The following is a 21,469-nucleotide window of genomic DNA, read 5'->3' as shown; positions in this document are numbered from 1 at the left end:
AAGACTACTAAATCCCTCCTAACAGAGGGATTTTTTGTTATAGAAAGGCTAATGTGTTATGGGTTGGCCGCAATAGGCAATACCTTTGCAGCCGAAACACCCTCTACTATGAAAAAAGACGGACCCATAATTATTATCGATGATGATGAGGATGACAGGCTTATTTTTGAAGAAATATTAAAGAGCCTTAACCTGCCTAACGAAATTATACTTTTAAGCGACAGTACAGAAGTTGTTGCTTTCCTGCAACAGGAACATATTAAGCCATTCATGGTAATATCAGACATCAACATGCCAAAAATAAATGGCTTTGAGATGCGCGATGAAATTTTAAAAGACCCCGAACTTACCGCTAAAACGGTTCCGTTTATCTTCTTTACCACTGTTGGCAACGGCTATACGGTTGAAGAAGCTTTTAAACGTAACATTCAGGGTTACTTTCACAAAACCAGCGACATGCGCCAGTTAAAAGAAACCCTTCAGGAAATTGCCGATTACTGGCGTGATGCCGTAATCCCCGAGATAGAGTAACCGCTTCTCGCACCTTTTCCTTTGGGAAAGGGCTGGGGATAGGATAATTATATTTTTCGACCCGCATGGTTTTTAGAAAACCATGCAGGTCTTTTTTATTTAAATCTACAGGATTTCAAAAACACTTAAGGTTGTGCCACTCCTACCCCATAACTTTGTAACTTTGCAAACTTATAACTCTGCAACTCACAAAAATGATAGAAGATAAAAACCAGCAGCGCACCAGCCTGGGCGCGCTAGGCGAATTTGGCCTTATTGGACACCTTACCCAAAATATAGAAACAAGCCAGCCTTCAACCCTTAAGGGTATTGGAGACGATGGTGCCGTACTTGACTTTAAAGATAAAAAAGTGGTTGTTTCTACCGACCTTTTGGTAGAAGGTGTACACTTTGACCTTGCTTATATGCCACTAAAACACCTTGGCTACAAAGCTGTAGTGGTAAACGTAAGCGACATTTGCGCTATGAATGCTGTACCTACGCACATTACGGTTTCCATCGCGGTATCTAACCGTTTTCCGGTTGAAGCCCTTGATGAATTGTATGACGGTATTAAGCATGCTGCTAAAATATACGGTGTAGACATTATTGGTGGCGATACAACCTCGTCCCAAAAAGGCATGATCTTAAGTATTACTGCTTTTGGTGAGGCAGAAGCCGAAGAGATCACCTACCGTAACGGTTCTGCAAGTACCGATCTTCTTGTGGTTACCGGCGATGTTGGTGCTGCATACATGGGATTACAGGTATTAGAGCGTGAAAAGCAGGTATTCCAGGTTAACCCGAACAACCAACCCGATTTAGACGCGTACAGCTACCTTATAGAACGCCAGTTGAAGCCCGAAGCACGTAAAGACGTAAAAGAGCTTTTAAAAGCCCTTGAAATACACCCTACAGCTATGATTGACATCTCTGACGGTTTATCATCTGAGATTATTCACTTATGTAAGAACTCGGCATTGGGATGTAACCTTTACGAAGAAAAAATCCCGGTAGATCCGCAGCTTATCAATGTATGCGAGGAGTTCAATATAGATATTACTACGGTTGCCCTTAACGGTGGCGAAGATTATGAATTGCTTTTCACTATTAAGATGGAAGACTTCGACAAGATAAAAGGTAATCCCAACTTTACAATTATAGGTCACATGACACAGGAAAGCGAAGGTATTCACCTTATTACCCGTGCCAATACTAAAATTCCGCTTAAAGCAAGAGGATGGAACGCACTTTCTACCGACGAAGACGCAGAGCAGTAGGGGTGTTTAGTTGCCGTTTGCAGTATAAAACACGCATAATCATTCCATGCAGTTTGTCATTCCGAATGCAGTGCAGCGTAATTGAGGAATCCCTAATCTTATCCTGAGATTTTTCGACTACGCTGCGCTACGCTCAAAATGACATACAATGCACATGATATATAAAGGAAATGCAATTGCATTTCCTTTTTTACGTTTAGTAGACAGAAACCCGCTATTGGTATAAAAACAATAGGCGTTTGGTTTAGATTTATTAATTTAGGCGTTCGGCCAAATTTCCTGCAATACCACGTTCATGACAGCTAAAAAAGTACTTAAACGATCGCTTATATTCCTTGCTTCAATAATTACCCTTCTTCTTATTGTTGTAACCGTTCTGCTGAATTTTATTTTTACGCCCGAAAGAATAACTCCCGAAGCACTAAAAATAATCAATGAGAATGTAGACGCGAAAGTAGACTGCGAGAGCATAGAGCTTACTTTCTTTTCTTCCTTTCCGCATTTTGGTGTGAAGCTTAAAAACGGCAGCGTTGTTACGCGTCCGGCAACCGGCAAAAAGAATGATACGCTTGCACAATTTGCGTATTGCAGTGCTTCTTTTAATGCACAAAGGCTATGGCAGAAACATGACCTTATCATCAATAAGCTCACCCTTACCGAACCCAAAATAAGAGCTATTATCAACGAAAGCGGTAAAGCCAATTGGAACATCGTTAAACAAACTGCTGTAGACACTACAACAGTAAAGGATAGTACTTCGTTCGAGATTAACAATATCCATATTAAACGCCTGAATATTGAGAATGCAAAAATAAATTACCGCGATTTTGCTACTAAAACCCGTGGACGTATCGACAGTCTAAACATAACCCTTAAAGCGACCAACACAGATGATAAACTGGTATTCTCTACCGATGCATCGGGAAAAAACATTAGTTTCTCAATGGACGGCTACCGATTTATGAGAAAGCTAAAGGCGGACTTTAAAACCGATATCTACTACGACAAGAAGAACCATAAAGTTGATTTTTCGAACAGCGAAATGAAGCTTAACGATATAGACTTTATTACGGAAGGGCATTTCAGGAGAGATACTATCACCAATGAGATACATACCAATGTAGCACTTGAGATGAAAGTTCCTTCGCTTAAAACATTATGGGCTGCCGTACCCGAACACATCGTTAAAAAGGCAGAGATTGACGTAGAAGGCAATGTGATGCTGAAGGCTACTGCAAAGGGTGTATACAGCAAGAAAAGGTTACCTGTTTTTGATGTACTATTTAAAATTGACAACGGTGTTTTAAAATATAAAAAGTTCCCGGGGGAGATACGCCATCTTGAAGCCGACCTGCATTCTATTGTAGATTATGACAACCCGGCGAGGTCTAACCTTATCATAAAAGAACTATACCTTGAAGGTACGGGTGTAGACCTTAAAGGTGATGCCATAGTAGAGAACCTGCTTAAAGATCCGCATATTACATCAAACATTAAAGGCGATCTTGACCTTACCACGCTTAAAAAGAAATTCCCCATTGCAGAAGACATCGTTGCTAAAGGGTTGGCGCATATCGACATCAATGCCGATTTTAAAGCCAACGATCTTATGGAAAACAACTTTAACAACCTGAAGCTAAAAGGGAATTCGGTATTTACCAATCTGCTTATCAGCGATCCTAAGGATACCATTTTCCTTCAGACACAAAGAGCAGAACTGGCTTTTGGACGTAAAGCAGAAACCGATTCAAAAAAGGCATTCGGAAAGATTAATGTAACCGACCTGAAACTGAATTATAAAGGCCAGCACAACATTACCCTGGCAGGACTGGATGTAAAATTGAAAGCTAAAAAACTAAAAGATTCGGTTTCTGCAATGAGTGCCGATATACGTTTATCGAACCTTAAATACAATGGTGCCAATAAGCTAAGGGCGGTAATACGAAAAGCCAATGCTATGGCCGACCTTAACCCGAAAAGCACAAAGACGGACCCGGTTATTAATACAACTTTCAGTGTAGACAGTGCCGGAGTATGGCAGGATAAAAAGTTTGTGGGCATTAAAAATGGCAATTATAAATTCGTCGTTAAAAAGAACAGGGACGACAAATGGATGCCGCGTGGTTATGTAGAGTTCAACAACCTGTATGCCTACACGCCCGAATTTGCCATGCCACTGCGTATGGAGCATTCTAAAATATCTATAAATAACAGAGCCATTACATTGCGTAATGCGCATTTATTCTTTGGTAATTCTGATGTTACCCTTACCGGGCAGATAAACAACCTGCTGGCAAAGAAAACACCGGATAAGCAGGTCACCGCAACGCTTACGCTTACTTCAAACTTTATTGATGCTAACGAGATCATGAAGATTCTTAATATAGAAGATCCGAAAGAACAGCCTGATTTCAAAGAAGTAGCAGAAAACAAAGTTCAGCAACCTAAGAAGGTGAGCGATAGTAAAACGGTTTTCAAGATCCCTGAAAATATCAACCTGACTTTTAACAGCGACATCAAGAAGCTGCATTACGGTGCGCTGGACATGAAAGATATTAAAGGGCTGCTTAAAATTGAAGACGGACACTTAAAACTGAATCATTTTGAGCTGACAACCCTCGCTGCAAAATTAACGACCAGCCTTAATTACTCTACCCTTGCCAATGGCAAGAGGGCTAAAGTGGATTTCGACATCAGCCTAAAGGACATTGAAATGGCAAACATTGCCAAAGTTATGCCCGCTATGGACAGCCTTTTCCCAATGACAAAATCATTTACAGGAAGGGCAAACTTAAGAATGCAAGGCAGCACCAAACTGAACAGAAAAATGGATGTTATTGTATCCTCGGTACAAAGTATTGCCGCTCTTCAAGCACACGACATTATGGTACTGGATAGCGAAACCTTTAAGGAAATGGCTAAAACGTTTATGTTTAAAGACAGGGAAAAGAACAATACTATCCAGACCCTGAATATGGAAATGATAGTTGAAAAAAGCCACATGGAGATACTTCCTGCGCTTGTGGAAATAGACCGTTATCAGTTGGCCGTAGGTGGCATACAAAACCTGGACATGACGTATAATTATCATGTGTCGGTATTAAAATCACCCATACCATTTAAGACAGGTGTAGATATTAAAGGCGATATGGAAGATTTTAAAATAAGCCTTACCAAAGCCAAATACAAATATTACTTTACCGATAAAGAACGCCTGAAAGAGAAAGCAGACGAGACAATCATTAACAAAAAAAAGGATATTTTAGCAAGGCTGGAATTGAAGTAGGATGATGTGATGGACACAAGGATGATGGGTTTACAGCAACAATTTGTCATTCTAAATAAGTAAGAATCCCAACACTTTCCAATAGAGATTCCACTAATATCTAGATACTATATGATATTCCTAATCGTCTTTATTGTTCTCTTTTTTACGTTTGTATAAGTGAAATAATACTTTACAACCGGAAAAACTCCAAGAAAGAGAAAAGGTAAAAATCCCGGATATTGTGTTTCGCTTTTCGTTTGAGTAGTAGTGTAAAAATATAGCATCAATGCAATACCGCCACAAAACATTAACCCGCCAAGTATGAAAATAGCAGGTAGAACCCTAAGACTAATCTGTATTATCGTTTTATCATTTTCTTCAAATATATGTCCCATAAATGTTAAGCCTGCATCTTCTTGACGATATACGGTTTCATCCAACGCCATCTTAAAAGAAAAATTACCCTCATCATCTATCGTACCTTCTAAAGGAAGTTTCGATCCGTCCCGGTGCCATGATTCTGAATTGGCTTTTAAAAGATAAATAACCTCAGTTTTAGTTTTGTCGGATTTAAGAATAACTGTCTCCATTTTTTTAGACATATATTAGATTCCAAAATTTTTCTTTGATCTATATACTAACCCTCTTTTTTCACTGTCATAATCAAAATATACAATCCATCCGCCTCCATTAGTGAAATGTGTTGCTCCTTTTTTATAAATTACACTAAATGGAATGACGGATACGTAAAAATCGCCCTTCCTTAGATCAAGTGAATTTATACCTACAACTCTGATATTGCCTCCATTACTTTTAATCGCATTTCTATATTCTTTTCCAGTAGAAAGATATACTATCTCTAAACCTTCGATTTCTTTAGGCCAGCTTTCACCTACAGGATATTCTTTTTTAACATAGACATTTTTTGTTACGTCCCTGTTTAAGGTTTTACAATATTCTTTTAATGCATATAAAAATACATTATCTACATTATTAAGTCCATCCGTATCCAAAACAGTTTGCGAACTCATAGTAAACCCACTAAAAACTAATAATAAAATAGAAATGATTGCCTTCATATTTAAGTAAAATAAAAAAGCTGCCTTTTCAGACAGCTTTGATTTTTATTACATTTTCATCAGCCAGTTTCTTACTGAAACCGCATCGTTTATTATTCCTCTCAATTCAGAGATTGCAACCCTGTCCTGCTGCATTGTATCGCGGTGACGGATGGTTACCGTTTGGTCTTCCAGTGTCTGGTGGTCTACTGTGATACAAAATGGGGTACCAAGGGCATCCTGTCTTCTGTAACGGCGTCCAACAGCATCTTTCTCGTCGTAAGCCACATTGAAATCCCACTTAAGGTCTTCAATGATCTGCCTTGCAACTTCCGGAAGTCCGTCTCTCTTAATCAACGGAAGCACAGCAGCCTTAGTAGGCGCCAATACCGATGGAAGTGCAAGCACAGTACGTGTAGAACCGTCTTCCAGGGTTTCTTCTTTTAGCGAGTTAGAGAAAACCGCCAGGAACATCCTGTCAAGTCCAACAGAAGTTTCTACTACGTATGGCGTGTAGTTCCTGTTTTCCTCTGTATCAAAATACTGAAGTTTTTTACCTGAAAATTGCTCGTGCGCTTTAAGGTCAAAATCAGTTCTTGAGTGAATTCCTTCAAGCTCTTTAAAGCCGAACGGGAAATTAAACTCAATATCGGCAGCAGCGTTAGCATAGTGCGCCAGTTTTTCGTGGTCGTGGAAACGGTAGTTTTCCCTGCCAAGTCCTAATGACAGGTGCCATTTAAGCCTTGTTTCTTTCCAGTACTCATAATATTTCATTTCTTCGCCCGGACGAACAAAGAACTGCATTTCCATTTGTTCAAACTCACGCATACGGAAAATAAACTGCCTTGCAACGATCTCATTACGGAAAGCCTTACCCGTTTGCGCAATACCAAAAGGTATTTTCATACGGCCGGTTTTCTGTACGTTTAAAAAGTTAACAAAAATACCCTGTGCCGTTTCCGGACGAAGGTATAAGTCCATTGCAGTAGCGGCTTCGGCACCAAGCTTGGTACCAAACATAAGGTTAAACTGACGTACCTCTGTCCAGTTTTTAGAACCAGTTTCAGGGTCGGCAATTTCAAGCTCTTCAATAAGTGCTTTTACATCGGCAAGGTTCTCTGTCTCCAGTGAACGCGCCATACGCTCAAGAATCTGCTTCTTTTTAGCAAGGTATTCAACAACACGTGCATTTGTCGTAATGAATTCTTCTTCGTTAAATGCATCGCCAAAGCGAACTCTTGCTTTTTCTATTTCTTTCTGGGCTTTCTGGTTTATCTTTTCGGCATAATCCTCGATAAGCACGTCTGCCCTGTATCTTTTTTTAGAATCTTTGTTGTCTATCAAAGGGTCGTTAAAGGCATCTACGTGCCCCGATGCTTTCCATGTTGTAGGGTGCATAAAAATTGCGGCATCAATACCCACAATATTTTCATGCATCTGCACCATAGATTTCCACCAGTATTCCCTGATATTCTTTTTTAATTCGGCACCGTTCTGAGCATAGTCATACACAGCGCTTAATCCATCATAAATTTCGCTCGACGGAAAAATAAATCCGTACTCTTTTGCATGCGAAATCACATTCTTAAATAAATCTTCTTGTTTTGCCATAGTGTTGCAAAAATATAAAAAGGGTTACTATAAATTTATACTAACTGTTTAAAAAATAAATAAATCAAAACTCTTTAGCAAATACACGCTAACTACATCGTTATTCTAAAAAATTACTGCAATAATTTTTAATGTTTGGTTAAATTAAAAGAAAAAAGCTACATATTTACATACATTTATCACAAAAACCCCATGTTTAAATCTTTACTTAATCTGTTGTTTCCACAAAATTGCCCGGGCTGTAGCAATCCGCTGCTGGAAACCGAGCAATTGTTATGCACTCACTGCAGGCATGATATGCCTTTTACACAGCACCATTTGTATGAAGATAACGAAACCGCAAAAAGATTTGCAGGCCGGCTACCGCTGGAGCATGCCTCTTCTGCACTATACTTTCATAAAGAAGGTATTGTACAGGGTGTCATCCACAACTTAAAATATAAAGGTATTGAAGATCTTGGGAGATTAATTGGCGAATGGTATGCACAGGATATCCAGGAAGTAGAGAGCCTAAAAACAGTTACCGATGTTATCCCTGTTCCATTACACAAAAAAAGATTAGCAGAAAGAGGATACAACCAGATTGCCGGATTTGGCATGGCACTAGCTAAAGGGCTCGGCACCAATTACAACGATACTTTACTGGTTAGAAAAACCTATGCCCGTACCCAGACCAATAAAAATCTTGAAGCAAGGGCAGAAATTATAAGCGATGCTTTTGATATTGAATCTGCCGGCAATCATGAGGGCAAACATTTTTTATTGGTTGACGATGTTATTACCACCGGAGCTACACTTGAAGCCTGTGGAAGAGCACTTTTAAAGATACCGGGAGCAAGGGTGAGCATTATTACAATTGCCTTCGCACATTAGATGCGCGCCGGGCATGCAACATTTTCTAAAAACATTTCGTTTACAGTGAATATAATTGTTATTTTGTGCAGTCAAAGAATACAATATGCTGAAAAATAGAATTCTCCTGTATATATTGTTTATCGCAGCTTTTGCTATAGGTTGCGCAAAAAGAGGTGGTATTACCGGAGGCGCAAAAGATACTATTGCTCCATATATTACCGGAAGCTCACCGGCTAATATGAGTACCAACTTTAAAGGCAATGAGATACATATAGATTTTAATGAATATATTAAAATCAAAGACATCAATAAACAGCTGATCATCTCTCCGCCAATGAATACCGCACCTAATATTGTGCCTACGGGTAGTGCGAGCAGGTTCATTAATATAAAGATTAAAGATACACTTCAGGAAAATACCACTTATAGTTTTAATTTCGGCCAGAGTATTACCGATAATAACGAAGGTAACCCGTACTCACAGTTTAAATTCGTGTTTTCTACCGGAAGCTATATCGACTCGCTTGCGCTTAACGGACGCATAAGGGATGCATACAACAAAGAGACGGATAACTTTGTAACCGTAATGCTGTATGAAGACAACGAGAAATTTACCGATTCTACCATTTATAAAGAACGTCCACGCTATGTTACCAATACGCTGGACAGTATGGTACAATTTAAACTGGAAAATCTTAAGGAAGGCAAGTACAAGATAATAGCGCTTAAAGACGCCAATAACAATTATAAATACGAACCAAAAAGCGATAAGATCGGTTTTTTAAACCAGTCCATCACCGTACCTAATGATACCGTTTACCACCTTGAACTATTTAAAGCTAAGCCAAAGTTTAAAGCTTTAAAACCGGTACAGGAAAACTCTAACAGGCTTTTTGCACCCTATGAAGGCGATTACAGGGGAATGAAGGTGTCGGTTAAAAATGGTGCTGGTACGGAAGATATCCCTTCTGTTATAACAAAAGTAAAGGACAAGGATTCACTTAATGTATGGCTACCCAGAAAGCTTACCGATTCGCTTAAGGTAACCGTTACGCACAGGGATTCTATTAAGAATTTTACCGTAAAATTCAAGGAAGTTAAACCATCCGATTCACTAACCGTTGAGGCGGTACAAAAGGGTGGATTACATTTTAGGGAGAAATTTACGCTGATACCAACGACACCGCTTACACGAATTGACAGTACCAAGATAAGCCTGATCAATAAAGATTCAGTTGCGGTAAAATACAGCCTCGCTTACGACGATTTTAAGCAGGAGCTTGTATTTGATTTTCCTAAAGCCGAAAACGAAAAGTATACAGTTACCCTTATGCCGGGCGCACTAAAAGATTTTTACGAAAAAGAAAACGACACCCTAAGCTATAAACTCGCCACCAAAGAATATACCGACTACGGAAACCTGCGCATAAACCTGACTAACGCGAAGCGGTTCCCGCTGATGCTGGAGGTTTTAGACTCTAAAAGCCAGATATTGGAATCGTATTATTCTGAAGGAGAAACCCAGATAAACTTTGATGCTGTATTGCCCAATAAATACACGCTACGTGTGTATTATGATGACAATAAGAACAAAGAATGGGATACGGGCGACTATATGCTAAAACGCCAGCCCGAAGAAGTTATCTACCGTCCGGGAGAAATTGACGTGCGCGCCAACTGGGACCCCGAAGAGACCTTTAACCTTGGAGGCTAAAGCTATCCCTGTCGTTTAAAAAGCCCAGCTTTTTACGTGTAGCCAGCATATTTTCTTTATCCAGTTCAACAACTAACACACCTTCGTTCGCAGATGGTGGTTCTGCGTATGCACCCAGGCAGTCTATAACCTGCGACTGGCCGGGATAATCGTGCCCATTATTGTCCTGCCCTGTACGGTTTACGCCTGCAACATAGCACATGTTCTCTATAGCCCGGGCTTTAAGCAAAGCATTCCATGCGGCAACACGAACGGTAGGCCAATTGGCCACATACAGCAAAAGGTCAATATCTTCCGTATTACGCGAAAAAACAGGAAAGCGAAGGTCGTAACACACCAATGGGCAAATAGTCCAGTCACGATAGCTTATAACGAGTCTGTCGGCGCCTGCTGTATATTCTTTATCTTCACCTGCCAGCGAAAACAGATGCCTTTTATCATAAGTATGTATTTCGCCATCCGGCAGCACAAAAAATAAGCGGTTATAATAATTGCCCTGCTCCTTAATTGCCAAACTTCCGGTAATAGCACAGCCTTTATCTCTTGCTGTTTTCTGCATCCATTTTACCGTATCACCTTCCGTAGTCTCCGCAACACGTTCAGGTTTCATAGTGAATCCGGTTGCAAACATTTCGGGAAGTACTATAAGATCGGGGACTTGCGCAATTCCATTAATAAGTTTGGTAAAGTTTGCACGGTTATCTTCGGGACTTTCCCAAGAAAGGGAGGTTTGAATAAGGGCTATTTTCATTGGTGGGTGATTTCTGTAAAAATAACAAAAAGAAATTTGTCGGAAACTACAGAAATAAGCAGGAAAAACGAAACTCAATTTACATCGCGTTTCACGCTTCTAAAGAAGTCGAGTCAGGCTCCTCTATTGCCATTGAAGTTCAAGGCATCAAAATTTGTAGCGTATTGAAAGTGATAATTTACACCTATAAAGTTGAGTCTTGAATTTTTTTAGCCGCCAGTTTCAAGACAAATATCAGCATAAAAAAAGCCGGGCACAACCCCGGCTTAACTAACCTAAAACTCTAAACAATTTTTATATTGAAAAAAACTTATTCAATCAATGTAAAAGCGCCCTTTAGCTTTTCAATCATTACTTCAAAATCTCCTGCTTCCAGGATGGTTTTTCCGTCACGCCCAACATAGCTAAGGTCGGCCGGGTTAAGCTCAAACGTTACGATTTTACTTTCTCCGGGCTTAAGTTCAATCTTTTCAAAACGGCGCAGGCGTTTTACATCGGGTGTTACGCTGCTCGCATACAGGTCAGACGTAAATAAATGGACTACCTCTTTACCTGTTATTTTACCTGTGTTGGTAACGGTTACGCTCACTGTAAGGTTATCACCTTTTTTAAGTTCCTTTTTATCTATAGTAAGGTTGCTGTAACCAAATGTGGTATAGCTTAATCCTTCACCAAAAAGGAATTGCGGATTATAATCGGCTTCATAGTTATAAGCACCTTCAGCTTTTTTCTGCTCTTCCGACGGTTTGTGTATGTACGATATCGTAGCATTCGGAAAACGTGGGTACGTATACGGCAGTTTACCTGAAGGGTTTACATCGCCAAACAAAACATCTGCCAGTGCATCTCCCCCAAAATTTCCCGGCAAGTAAGCCTGAACGATGCCCTTCATATCCTGTTCAAAACGACTTATAATTCTTGGCCTGCCCTCGTTCAACACCAAAACAACCGGTTTGCCTGTAGCTGCCAGTTTTTTAGCAAGTTCTGTCTGCAGGTCAGATAAGTATAGATCATTAAGGTCACCCGGTTTCTCTACGTAGCTGTTCTCGCCAAGGCAAAGTATAATTACATCGCTGTTTTTAGCAGCTGCGATAGCTTCGCCCATCTTGTCGGCAAGCTCTTCAAAATAATGCCCGCCTGCCTTATAACTAACACCCGGTACATAAGCAACATTGGCTTTACCAATTTCGTTTTGTACTGCTTCTAAAATTGTATTGTACTGCGAACCAAATTCATCCGCTCTGTCTCCTTGCCATGAGTACGTCCATGCACCGTTAAGGGTACGCATACTATTAGCGTTAGGCCCCGTAACCAATACCTTTATGTTCTTTTTCAACGGAAGGATATTCCCCTCATTCTTAAGTAAAGTAATTGCTTCGGCAGCCATATTATAAGATGCCTTTTCAAACTCTTTACTTCCAAATTTAGGATAGTCCTTCGGGTTGGTATTCGGTCTATCAAAAAGGTTCAGTGCATACTTTACTCTAAGTATCCTTCTTACGGCATCATCTATCCTTTCCTGTTTTACCTTACCTTCTTTTACAAGTTCAATTAAATTATCACAAAAAACCTCATACTTGTACGGCACCATAGACATGTCTATACCGGCGTTGATAGAAAGCATAATAGCCTCCTTATCGCTGGTTGCAATCCTGTCGCGCCTGTATAGGTTTTCTATATCTGCCCAGTCGGTAACAACAAGCCCCTTAAAGCCTAACTCTTCTTTAAGAAGCGTAGTAAGGATAGTATAATCGGCATGCACCGGAACCCCGTTGATAATGCCTGAGTTTATCATTATTGTATGTGCGCCTGCATCAATTGCTGCCTTAAATGCCGGCAGGTGATATTCGCGAAGTGCATCCTGTGAAATGTATGATGGCGTACGGTCTTTACCCGATACTGTTGTATGGTACGCCAAAAAATGCTTAAGGCTGGTAGCAATCTTTTCCGGATGCCCCACATTACCATCTTTCCCTTCAAAACCACGAACCATAGCCACTCCCATTACAGATCCCAGATACGGATCTTCACCAAAGGTTTCCCACATACGCGAGAAACGCGGGTCCATACCCAAATCAAGCACTGGGCCAAACGTCCACGGAATGTTACCCGCACGGGTTTCATAAGCCGTTATGGCTGCGCCTTGTTCTATAAGTGCCAGGTTACGGCTTGCTGCCTGCGCTATCTGCTGCGGAAACATCGTGGCACCCGCAGTATAGGTTGCGCCGTGTACTTCGTCTACGCCATAAATAACCGGGACTTTGTGATTATTAAGCTTAATAGATGTTTTTTGGATTTCGCTTATAATAGCATACCACTCGTTGGTGGTAAGTGCCCGGTTACTGGCTGTATTTAATACCGAACCGATATGATAGTCGCCAAGGGCTTTTTTCATTTCAGCCGGATCCGGTGCAAACGGAACAAAGCTTGAGTAACGGTCGTTACCTTTGCCAATTACATCAAGCGCAATCTGGGTCATCTGCCCTATTTTTTCCTCAAGCGTCATTTTGCTTAACAGCGCTTCTACTTTTCTATCGGTATCTGCTGTTTTGTTCTGAGCATTCGCCGAAACAAAAGTTACTGCCGCTACTATACTTAAAGTAATATGTTTAAATTGTATATGCATTATAATACCAGGGTAGCTACAGCACCCGCTTTAAGCGTTATCGTCGTGTTTTTAGCACCTGCGTTAACATCTATAGTTTTATCTTCTTTTGATGTATTCTGAATGATAGCTACTGTACCACCGTTTGGTGTTTTATAGGCTACGTTAGGAAGACCCTCTATAACATTAGACTGTACCCTTAACGATCCCGGGCGCACAAACTTAGATGCATGCGCAATAATGTAGTACGCAGGCTCACGTGTTACTTTGTCTGCCGTAATGGTTACAGCACCAAGGCAACGGTCGCACCCGCCCCTATCTGTATGTGGGTTTTGGTTTTCATCGGCGGCAAGGTTCCACTCTAAAACGGTTTTACACCAGTTATTCGGCGCACCGATAATAAGGTTTTCTATATGCCAGTTAAGCTCTTTTGCAAAATCGCCCGGAGCTCCAACCCATTGCTCTGTAAAATACAGGTTCTTGTTTGGGTGTGCCTCGTGTACAGATGTTATCGCATCAATGCTTCCTCCGTATAGGTGAAAAGCAGATCCGTCAATGTATTTCGCAGCCTCCTTATCATTTAAGATAGTTATAGGATAATCTGGCCTGTCTGCATTATGATCGTATATTATAATCTTAGTTTTGATGCCGTTCTTTTCGAACTGCGGACCCAAATGATCGCGTACAAAAATCTTCTGATCTTCTGCAACCATTAAAAGGCTTGGGTTATTACCCGGGTGAAGCGGTTCATTCTGCACCGTAAGTGCATCAATGATAATACCGTTCTTTTTCATTTCCTGAATGTACTTTACAAGGTACTTAGCATACGCTGTCTGATATTCAGGCTTAAGGCTTCCGCCTCTTGTATCTCCGTTGGTTTTCATCCAAACCGGTGGCGACCACGGCGAACCTAATATTTTTATCGATGGATTGATTTTAAGTATTTCCTGTAATACAGGTATAAGGTATAATTTGTCGTACCCAAGGTCAAACTTCTCAATGTTTACATCGGTTTGCCCTGCGGGAAGGTCGTTATATGAAAATACTTTTTCGTCAAGGTCGGATGCTCCTACGCTTATCCTTATATAGCTAGATCCAAGGTCGTTAACACCTGTACCGTAAATTTCCTGTAAAAACTTGGCTCTTGCCGGCGCACTCATTTTAGCAATGTGCATCGCGCTGCCTCCGCTAAGGGTGTATCCAAAGCCATCCATTTCCTGGTAAGTAGTACCGGTATTGATGTTTAGCTGAATATTGTTATTATTTTTTGATTGATTTGATGACACATTTACCGGCTGTTGTTGCAGCACAGCAGATTTATCGGGCATTGTTATCCATAATCCTGCGGCATTTTTGCCGCCTTTAGTAGATGCACAACCTGTCACCATAGCTGCTACAGCCAATGACAATGCCAGTCCCGATAGTAAATTTTTCTTTTTTTTAAGCATGGTAATCTCATGGTACGGTGTAAAACCGTTCCCAAATTTTAATTATAGTTTCAATTTTTTAGCTGGACTATTTCCAGATAATAGTTGCTGCAGCGTTAGGCTCAATAGAATAAGAAATCTTATTATCGCCAATTTTTACTGCGAACTTTCTTGTTACTGATGACTGGTTAAGCACAACAAGTACTTTAGAACCATCTGTATTTACAAAAGCTACATTCTGCATGTTTACAGAATTCTCAAACGTTGTTGAGTTAACTCTTTTAGCACCCGGCTTTACAAATTTTGAGAAATGTGCCAGTGAATAGTATTCAATATTTTTTGTTACTACGCCGGACGAATTTATGGTAACCACACCGCGGCAGTCTTTACATCCGCCATTGGTAGGTCCAAAATTAGTGTTTAGCGCAAGATTCCATAACAATACGTTTTTCGACCAGTTACGTGTGGTACCAATTAAAATAGTGCCCACATTGTAATTAAGGTTGCTGGTAAAATCGGTACTCCATTCTCCACCCGAAATTTCTGTAAAATACAGGTTCTTGTTAGGAAAAGCAGCATGTACCTGCGTCATTGCCGATGGGTTACCTGCATATGCATGAAAAGCCGAACCGTCAACATACTGCGCTGCATCGGTGTCGTTTAACACTTCTATTGGGTATGAAGGCATATCGAAGTTATGGTCGTATGCAATAATTTTGGTATTTATTCCCGCTGATTTCAGTTTAGGACCAAGGCTGCTTTTAATAAAGCTGGCCTGTTCTATAGCCGTCATCTTCATCGTAGGATAGGTAGTAACTTCATGAAGTGGCTCGTTTTGAGGTGTAACCGCATCAATGTTAATACCGTGTGCCTTATAGGCATTAATATATTTTACAAAGTAGTCGCCATAGCTGTTGAACCACTCCGGTTTTAGGCTTCCGCCGTTCATGCTCTGGCTGGTTTTCATCCATGCCGGTGCACTCCAGGGGCTACCCATAATTTTAATATTTGGCGCGTAGGTCTGAACACCCTTTAGCACCGGAATTACATCTGTTTCATCTTTCGCGATAGAAAAATTCACTAAGTCTTCATCGGTTTGTCCTGCGGCAACGTCGTTGTAGCTAAAGTTGTTAACCGAAAAATCAGATGCTCCCATTGTAAGGCGCAGGTAGCTAAGTCCAATCCCTTCAGTCGGGCTGAAAAGATCCTTAAGCAGTGCATCTTTTTGGGAAGGTGTCATAGCATTGATAACAATTGCCGATGAACCTGTTAATGCGGCACCAAAGCCTTCAATTTCCTGATACTGCTGAGAGAAATCAATAGAAATTGAAGGATCTTCGGTCGCATTATTATCATAAATAGAAGCACCTGTAGCCTGTTTGCTTAAAAGTTTTGTCTGGCTTCCATTTGTAATCCAAACATCAGCAATGCCAATAACATTTCCTATTTCGGAAACGGGTGCGGGAGGTGCTGTGTTACCGGCGCCATCTTCACCGCCCGAGCAGGAAAACAGTATTGTAGCAAGACTTATATAAACAAACGATTTCTTCATGGTGAACTATTTTTGTATATTATTATTGAGGGTAACCGTCGTTCTGGCCCAGGTTAGGGTTTCTGTTGCGTTCCCTTTGTGGTATAGGAAGCAGTACATCTGTTTCCTGCATACCGTAATTAACAGGGTTACCGCTTCTAAGGTCAATGTCCTGAACAGCATTCATAGTCTGTACAGCAACATTGTTTCTTACAAGGTCATCCCAACGGTGAGCTTCCTGAGCAAGTTCAAGCCTTCTTTCTTTAAGGATTGCTATTTTCATAGCCGATTGTGAACCTACAACATTAGCAGGCAGTTCGTCAAGATTTACCCTGAACCTAATTTTGTTTACTAATTCTGCAGCAGGACCGGGCTGGTTCGTTTCATTAAGTGCTTCAGCTCTTAAAAGAATGATATCAGCAAGACGTAATAAGTAAATATGGTCTGAACTCTGCCAAGACATTGCCTGTTTCCATTTGTAAGCAAAAGGAATATTACTTCCTACGGCATTACCCCAAAACTCATCTGCCCAAGGTGCATTTTCGAAAAGTACTGTTGCATTTTTACGAATTTCATCACCTTCAGAATCATAAGCGTTTATAAGATCATGAGAAGGAGTAACAAATTTTCTCCAAGAATCGCCACTCACAGATTCCGGTAAATGCATTTGCGGACCCCATGAACCTTCTACTCCACCTAAAAACTGTATCTCAAGTATTGACTCCATATTGTTATAGTGCGCACCATCAAATAACTGATCGTAGCTACCCAATATGTCGTAACCGGCAGGGCTTGTTATAACAAGGTTAGTATAATTAAGCACTTCTGCCCAGTTTGGAACAGGCTGTTGTGCATAAGCTTTAGCTAATACTGCATACGCTGCACCTTTAGTTGCACGTGCTTTGTTTACAGATGCATCACCACCATAGCTATTAGGTAGTTTATCTGCTGCAAACTTAAGATCGGCAACAATTTGATTATACGTTTCTTCCTCAGTAGCTCTTGGTACTCTTACCACCGAAGGATCACCGGACTTAACACTCTCTAAAACCAATGGAACACCTCCAAAAAGTTTAGCAAGTGTGTAATAATGGTAAGCTCTTAAAAAATAAGCTTCACCAATAATTTGCTCTCTTCTTTCGTTTGTGATAAGCCTTTGCACATTTGGAGCCTGTTCTATAACTACGTTAGCTTTAGCAATAGCGTTATAAATAGCAGACCATGCATTGTAAACTCTATCATTATTAACATCTACATTAATGTTGTCTAATTGAAAGATCATCGGGTTATCTCCACCTGCATAATGGTTGTCTGAACGTACGTCTGAAAACAATACGTGATCCCATACATAATAGTCATTACCCTGAAAAGACTCATATACACCCGTAAGTGCTGCCTCAAGCTGGTCACCTGTTTCGTACGAGTTTTGCGCAACCCCTTCAGAAAGTGGCACTGTATCCAGATTGTCATCGCAAGAAGCAAGCATCATCGATGCAAGCATAAATGCAGCAATTGTTTTTATATTTAAAATTTTCATTTTCAGTTTTTTTATAATGAAGCTCTAATACCAAATATTATATTCCTTGTCTGAGGGTATGTACCATAGTCAATACCACCTACACGGTTATTGTTTCCATAAGAGTTAACCTCTGGGTCAAAACCGGAATAATCAGTAATTGTAAATAAATTTTCTCCCGTAGCATATAACTTTAGTGCGCTTAATCCAATTCTGTCAAGTGCAGTTTTAGAGAAATCATAACCTAATGTTATAGCCTTAAGTCTTAAATAAGAACCATTTTCTATATAATGAGATGATATCCTTGAGTTATTAGTACTACCATCAGTGGTTACCTTCGGTACATCTGTAACATCACCTGGATTTTGCCATCTTCTAAGTACTGCAGTAGTCTGGTTTCTTGAATCGATCATGCTTTCAGTATCAAAACGTGTAGCATTTAAGATATCATTACCTTGAGACCCCTGGAAGAATAAATTTAAGCTAACATTTTTGTAGCTAAAGTTATTTGTAATGCCATATATGAAATCCGGGTTAGAGTTACCTATTATCTTTTTATCAGCTTCCGTAGGATCAAATGTCGACGTTCCATCAGCAGCAATATAATATACATTTCCTGTACCAGGATCTACACCACCCCACTGGTAACCGAAGAACTGACCTAATGGCTGACCTTCCTGAAGAAGAACAGCATCACCTCTACCGGCAATTCCACCGTCGTTAATTTTTTGTCCAACAAGATTTATAACCTTATTTCTGTTGAATGAAATATTAAGATCTGTATTCCATTTAAAATCGGCACCGTCAAAGTTAACAGTGCTTAATTGGAACTCCAAACCTTTGTTTTCGATTTCACCGGCATTCATCGTGATGTTATCAAATCCTGAAGTTCTTGGAAGTGGTACATTTAATAGAAGGTCTTTACTTCTTTTTCTATAAGCATCTGCACTAAAACGCACCCTGTTTTTGAAAAGAGCGATATCTATACCAATATTAGTCTGCTCAGAAGCTTCCCATTTCAAATCACTATTCTGGATTGATGCTGGATAGTTACCCGGCTGAATTGTACCACCAATTGGATAGTTAGATCCCGGCGTTATCCTTTGGTACCATGTGTAGTTACCAATGTTATCGTTACCAACAAGACCCCATCCTACTCTTACTTTAAGCTCATTGATCGATTCAACATTTTTAAGGAATTCCTCGTTTGAAATTCTCCAACCTCCGGAAACCGATGGGAAATAACCCCATTTATTGTTTGGACCAAACACACTTGAACCATCAGCCCTAAAGTTTGCAGTTAAAAGGTATTTATCATTAAAAGAGTAGTTAATCCTTGAAATGAACGAAGAGTTGTATTTTTCAGCTTTTGTAGCTGTAGCACTTGCAATAGTAGATCCTGCATTAGGGGTTTGCACACCATCTCCCGCAAAGTTTCTTGTTTCCAGGCTTGAGTCCTCCCACAACGATTTTTGGTATACAGTACCTGCTACTGCTTCAATTGAATGTTTAGCAATATTAAGTTTGTAGTTAAATGTATTTTCATACATATAATAGTTATAACGGTTTGTGTTATAACGGCTTATACCTTTCATTGCCCTACCATAACTTGTTCTGTACGGATCAAGAAAATAATCTGTAGCTGCGTCATTATGATCTATATTAAGAGCAGTTCTGAAAGTAAGTCCTTTAAGTAATTTAAATTCACCATAAACATTACCAAAAATACGTTGGTTTCTGTAAGCCCTTTCAGATCCGTCTGTATTAGATAATGGATTCTCCCAGTTTTGGAAAGGGTTACTTGTAAATGTACCATCTGCATTATAACGTGCAATGTTCTGAGGTGTGTTTAAAACTCCGAGAATTACACCACCGTTACCAACACCTGAGTTATCAGTAACATCGACATCATTATAATCAACGTAATTTAGATTAGTTCCGATTTTTAACCAATCTGTTACTTCCTGAGAAAGGTTGACTTTAAATGTTTTTCTCCCCATGTCAGAGCTTCTTACAGCGCCTTCTTGGTTAACAACACCACCACTTAAATAATATGATGTTTTATTGCTTTTTCCAGATAATGAAACCTGGTGGCTGTTAGAAAAACCTGTCCTAAAAATTTCATCCTGCCAGTTTATGTCATTATTGTACTGATCCCAAAAACCAGGAGTAGTACCAAGACCTCTTTCCATTTGAAGATCTTTATACTGTTCAGCATTCAATACACTTTGTTTTTTCCAGAACGACTGGAATCCTACATATGTTTCGTAAGTAAGTACCGGTTTTTCGCTTTTACCTTGTTTAGTTGTGATAATTACAACACCATTACTACCCTGAGAACCGTAGATAGCCGCTGATGAAGCATCTTTAAGAATAGACATTGTTTCTATATCGGCAGGGTTAAGAGAACGGGTATCCGAAGTAATAACACCGTCAATTACGTAGATAGGGTCGCTACCCGCACTAATTGAACTTGTACCACGTACACGTACACTAAAACCACCACCCGGCTTACCACCATTAGCAGTTACCTGTACTCCGGCAGTTTGACCTTGCAAAAGGCTACTTACCTGATTGTTTACACGGTTTTCAAATTTCTTGCCATCTACAACTGCAACAGCACCTGTAATATCCTGTTTCTTTTGAGCACCATATCCTACTACAACAACTTCCTGTAGCAGTTGGGCATCTTCGGCAAGTGTTACGTTTACTGTACCTGACGTTGCAGTTACTTCTTTCGAAGCATATCCAATATAGGAGAATACTAAAACATCGCCCTGTTTTGCATCAATGGTAAAGTTACCATCAATGTCGGTAGACGCATTAGCCTGACCTCCTTTTACCAGTACATTAACGCCTGGCAGGGTCATACCTGTTCCTGAATCTGTAACAGTACCTTTTACCTGGGCAAAAGTTGCTGCTGAGAAACACAGAAACATTAAAATTAAGTAGTTCTTAAATCGCATAAGATTTGTTGGGTTAGGGTTAATTTTAAACTTGTGAAAACCACCTTTTTATGCATTATTACCAATTCTTAAAGGGCAAATTGCGAATTAGTCAATTTCAACATAATTTCAATCGTTTTCGATTCAAATTTTAGATAAGCCAAATTATCACTACATACTTTAACAATAGGAAAAGACAATACACTTTGGTTACACCATTTACAAAAAGTGTACTCTCAATTAGTTACTTTTTTTTTACAACTATTTGTATAACAAAAATTTATATTAAAAATATTTTGAGTAGTTTTGTACACTTCAGGTTATGATTTTTAGTATTTACAGCATCAATTTACAACGTTTGCGGTAAATTTGCCATTAACACCGCCTTAATGAAGATT

The 21,469-nt window shown here is 39.9% G+C and carries 15 protein-coding genes; 6 read left to right on the top strand and 9 right to left on the bottom strand.

Features of this window, described 5'->3' with window-relative positions:
• The first annotated feature begins 108 nt into the window (after window positions 1–108).
• From ALW18_11315 to ALW18_11305, 3 genes are all read left to right on the top strand, one after another.
• The gene (locus ALW18_11315; GenBank protein ID AOE54390.1) at window positions 109–531 is read left to right on the top strand and encodes a hypothetical protein; all 423 of its coding nucleotides are present in this window, start codon (window positions 109–111) and stop codon (window positions 529–531) included.
• 194 nt (window positions 532–725) lie between these two features.
• Window positions 726–1,790 (top strand): thiamine-monophosphate kinase, encoded by a 1,065-nt coding sequence (locus tag ALW18_11310; GenBank protein AOE53054.1) that lies wholly within the window; start codon window positions 726–728, stop codon window positions 1,788–1,790.
• A 295-nt stretch (window positions 1,791–2,085) separates the two neighbouring features.
• Entirely contained in the window at window positions 2,086–5,076 is a 2,991-nt protein-coding gene (locus tag ALW18_11305; GenBank protein AOE53053.1) for a hypothetical protein, read from the top strand.
• Window positions 5,077–5,183: 107 nt separating this feature from the next.
• On the opposite strand, the gene ALW18_11300 is transcribed toward ALW18_11305, so the two are convergent.
• The 3 genes from ALW18_11300 to ALW18_11290 all read right to left on the bottom strand — a co-directional run bounded on the left by ALW18_11300 (window position 5,184) and on the right by ALW18_11290 (window position 7,727).
• Window positions 5,184–5,660, bottom strand: coding sequence for a hypothetical protein (locus ALW18_11300; GenBank protein AOE53052.1), 477 nt, complete (start codon window positions 5,658–5,660; stop codon window positions 5,184–5,186).
• Window positions 5,661–5,663: 3 nt separating this feature from the next.
• Entirely contained in the window at window positions 5,664–6,089 is a 426-nt protein-coding gene (locus ALW18_11295) for a hypothetical protein (GenBank protein ID AOE53051.1), read from the bottom strand.
• A gap of 96 nt (window positions 6,090–6,185) precedes the next feature.
• Window positions 6,186–7,727: a glycyl-tRNA synthetease gene (locus tag ALW18_11290; GenBank protein ID AOE53050.1), complete on the bottom strand. Its 1,542-nt coding sequence runs from the start codon at window positions 7,725–7,727 to the stop codon at window positions 6,186–6,188.
• Between the two features lie 192 nt (window positions 7,728–7,919).
• On the opposite strand from ALW18_11290, the gene ALW18_11285 reads away from it, so the two are divergent.
• Together ALW18_11285 and ALW18_11280 are read left to right on the top strand one after the other, a co-directional pair.
• Window positions 7,920–8,600, top strand: coding sequence for an amidophosphoribosyltransferase (locus tag ALW18_11285; GenBank protein AOE53049.1), 681 nt, complete (start codon window positions 7,920–7,922; stop codon window positions 8,598–8,600).
• A gap of 85 nt (window positions 8,601–8,685) precedes the next feature.
• The gene (locus ALW18_11280; GenBank protein AOE53048.1) at window positions 8,686–10,296 is read left to right on the top strand and encodes a hypothetical protein; all 1,611 of its coding nucleotides are present in this window, start codon (window positions 8,686–8,688) and stop codon (window positions 10,294–10,296) included.
• On the opposite strand, the gene ALW18_11275 is transcribed toward ALW18_11280, so the two are convergent.
• The gene (locus ALW18_11275) at window positions 10,280–11,047 is read right to left on the bottom strand and encodes an amidohydrolase (GenBank protein AOE53047.1); all 768 of its coding nucleotides are present in this window, start codon (window positions 11,045–11,047) and stop codon (window positions 10,280–10,282) included. The two genes, ALW18_11280 and ALW18_11275, sit on opposite strands and share 17 nt — an antisense overlap.
• On the opposite strand from ALW18_11275, the gene ALW18_11270 reads away from it, so the two are divergent.
• Complete coding sequence (locus ALW18_11270; protein AOE53046.1) at window positions 11,047–11,250, top strand: hypothetical protein; 204 nt, start codon at window positions 11,047–11,049, stop codon at window positions 11,248–11,250. The two genes, ALW18_11275 and ALW18_11270, sit on opposite strands and share 1 nt — an antisense overlap.
• A gap of 107 nt (window positions 11,251–11,357) precedes the next feature.
• On the opposite strand, the gene ALW18_11265 is transcribed toward ALW18_11270, so the two are convergent.
• The 5 genes from ALW18_11265 to ALW18_11245 form a co-directional block, all read right to left on the bottom strand.
• A complete protein-coding gene (locus ALW18_11265; GenBank protein AOE53045.1) occupies window positions 11,358–13,673 on the bottom strand; it encodes a glycoside hydrolase family 3 in 2,316 nt (771 codons plus the stop codon).
• Complete coding sequence (locus tag ALW18_11260; GenBank protein AOE53044.1) at window positions 13,673–15,100, bottom strand: glucosylceramidase; 1,428 nt, start codon at window positions 15,098–15,100, stop codon at window positions 13,673–13,675. Before ALW18_11260 ends, ALW18_11265 begins: the two co-directional genes overlap by 1 nt.
• A 67-nt stretch (window positions 15,101–15,167) precedes the next feature.
• Window positions 15,168–16,631: a glucan endo-1,6-beta-glucosidase gene (locus ALW18_11255; GenBank protein ID AOE53043.1), complete on the bottom strand. Its 1,464-nt coding sequence runs from the start codon at window positions 16,629–16,631 to the stop codon at window positions 15,168–15,170.
• 22 nt (window positions 16,632–16,653) lie between these two features.
• Window positions 16,654–18,147: a hypothetical protein gene (locus ALW18_11250; protein AOE53042.1), complete on the bottom strand. Its 1,494-nt coding sequence runs from the start codon at window positions 18,145–18,147 to the stop codon at window positions 16,654–16,656.
• 11 nt (window positions 18,148–18,158) lie between these two features.
• On the bottom strand, window positions 18,159–21,092 hold the full coding sequence (locus tag ALW18_11245) for a hypothetical protein (protein ID AOE53041.1): 2,934 nt from the start codon (window positions 21,090–21,092) through the stop codon (window positions 18,159–18,161).
• Window positions 21,093–21,469 lie beyond the last annotated feature (377 nt).

It is taken from the genome of Flavobacterium psychrophilum, assembly GCA_001708385.1.
GTDB classification, from domain to species: Bacteria; Bacteroidota; Bacteroidia; order Flavobacteriales; family Flavobacteriaceae; genus Flavobacterium; species Flavobacterium psychrophilum_A.
The sequence above is the reverse complement of the archived record's forward strand: the minus strand, read 5'-3'. Positions and strand labels throughout refer to the sequence as shown.

What these genes read in the sequence shown, in the direction of transcription:
- ALW18_11315 (AOE54390.1), top strand. Translation starts at nt 109, where the DNA reads ATGAAAAAAGACGGACCCATAATTATTATCGATGATGATGAGGATGAC.
- ALW18_11310 (AOE53054.1), top strand. Translation starts at nt 726, where the DNA reads ATGATAGAAGATAAAAACCAGCAGCGCACCAGCCTGGGCGCGCTAGGC.
- ALW18_11305 (AOE53053.1), top strand. Translation starts at nt 2,086, where the DNA reads ATGACAGCTAAAAAAGTACTTAAACGATCGCTTATATTCCTTGCTTCA.
- ALW18_11300 (AOE53052.1), bottom strand. Translation starts at nt 5,660, where the DNA reads ATGTCTAAAAAAATGGAGACAGTTATTCTTAAATCCGACAAAACTAAA.
- ALW18_11295 (AOE53051.1), bottom strand. Translation starts at nt 6,089, where the DNA reads ATGAGTTCGCAAACTGTTTTGGATACGGATGGACTTAATAATGTAGAT.
- ALW18_11290 (AOE53050.1), bottom strand. Translation starts at nt 7,727, where the DNA reads ATGGCAAAACAAGAAGATTTATTTAAGAATGTGATTTCGCATGCAAAA.
- ALW18_11285 (AOE53049.1), top strand. Translation starts at nt 7,920, where the DNA reads ATGTTTAAATCTTTACTTAATCTGTTGTTTCCACAAAATTGCCCGGGC.
- ALW18_11280 (AOE53048.1), top strand. Translation starts at nt 8,686, where the DNA reads ATGCTGAAAAATAGAATTCTCCTGTATATATTGTTTATCGCAGCTTTT.
- ALW18_11275 (AOE53047.1), bottom strand. Translation starts at nt 11,047, where the DNA reads ATGAAAATAGCCCTTATTCAAACCTCCCTTTCTTGGGAAAGTCCCGAA.
- ALW18_11265 (AOE53045.1), bottom strand. Translation starts at nt 13,673, where the DNA reads ATGCATATACAATTTAAACATATTACTTTAAGTATAGTAGCGGCAGTA.
- ALW18_11260 (AOE53044.1), bottom strand. Translation starts at nt 15,100, where the DNA reads ATGCTTAAAAAAAAGAAAAATTTACTATCGGGACTGGCATTGTCATTG.
- ALW18_11255 (AOE53043.1), bottom strand. Translation starts at nt 16,631, where the DNA reads ATGAAGAAATCGTTTGTTTATATAAGTCTTGCTACAATACTGTTTTCC.
- ALW18_11250 (AOE53042.1), bottom strand. Translation starts at nt 18,147, where the DNA reads ATGAAAATTTTAAATATAAAAACAATTGCTGCATTTATGCTTGCATCG.
- ALW18_11245 (AOE53041.1), bottom strand. Translation starts at nt 21,092, where the DNA reads ATGCGATTTAAGAACTACTTAATTTTAATGTTTCTGTGTTTCTCAGCA.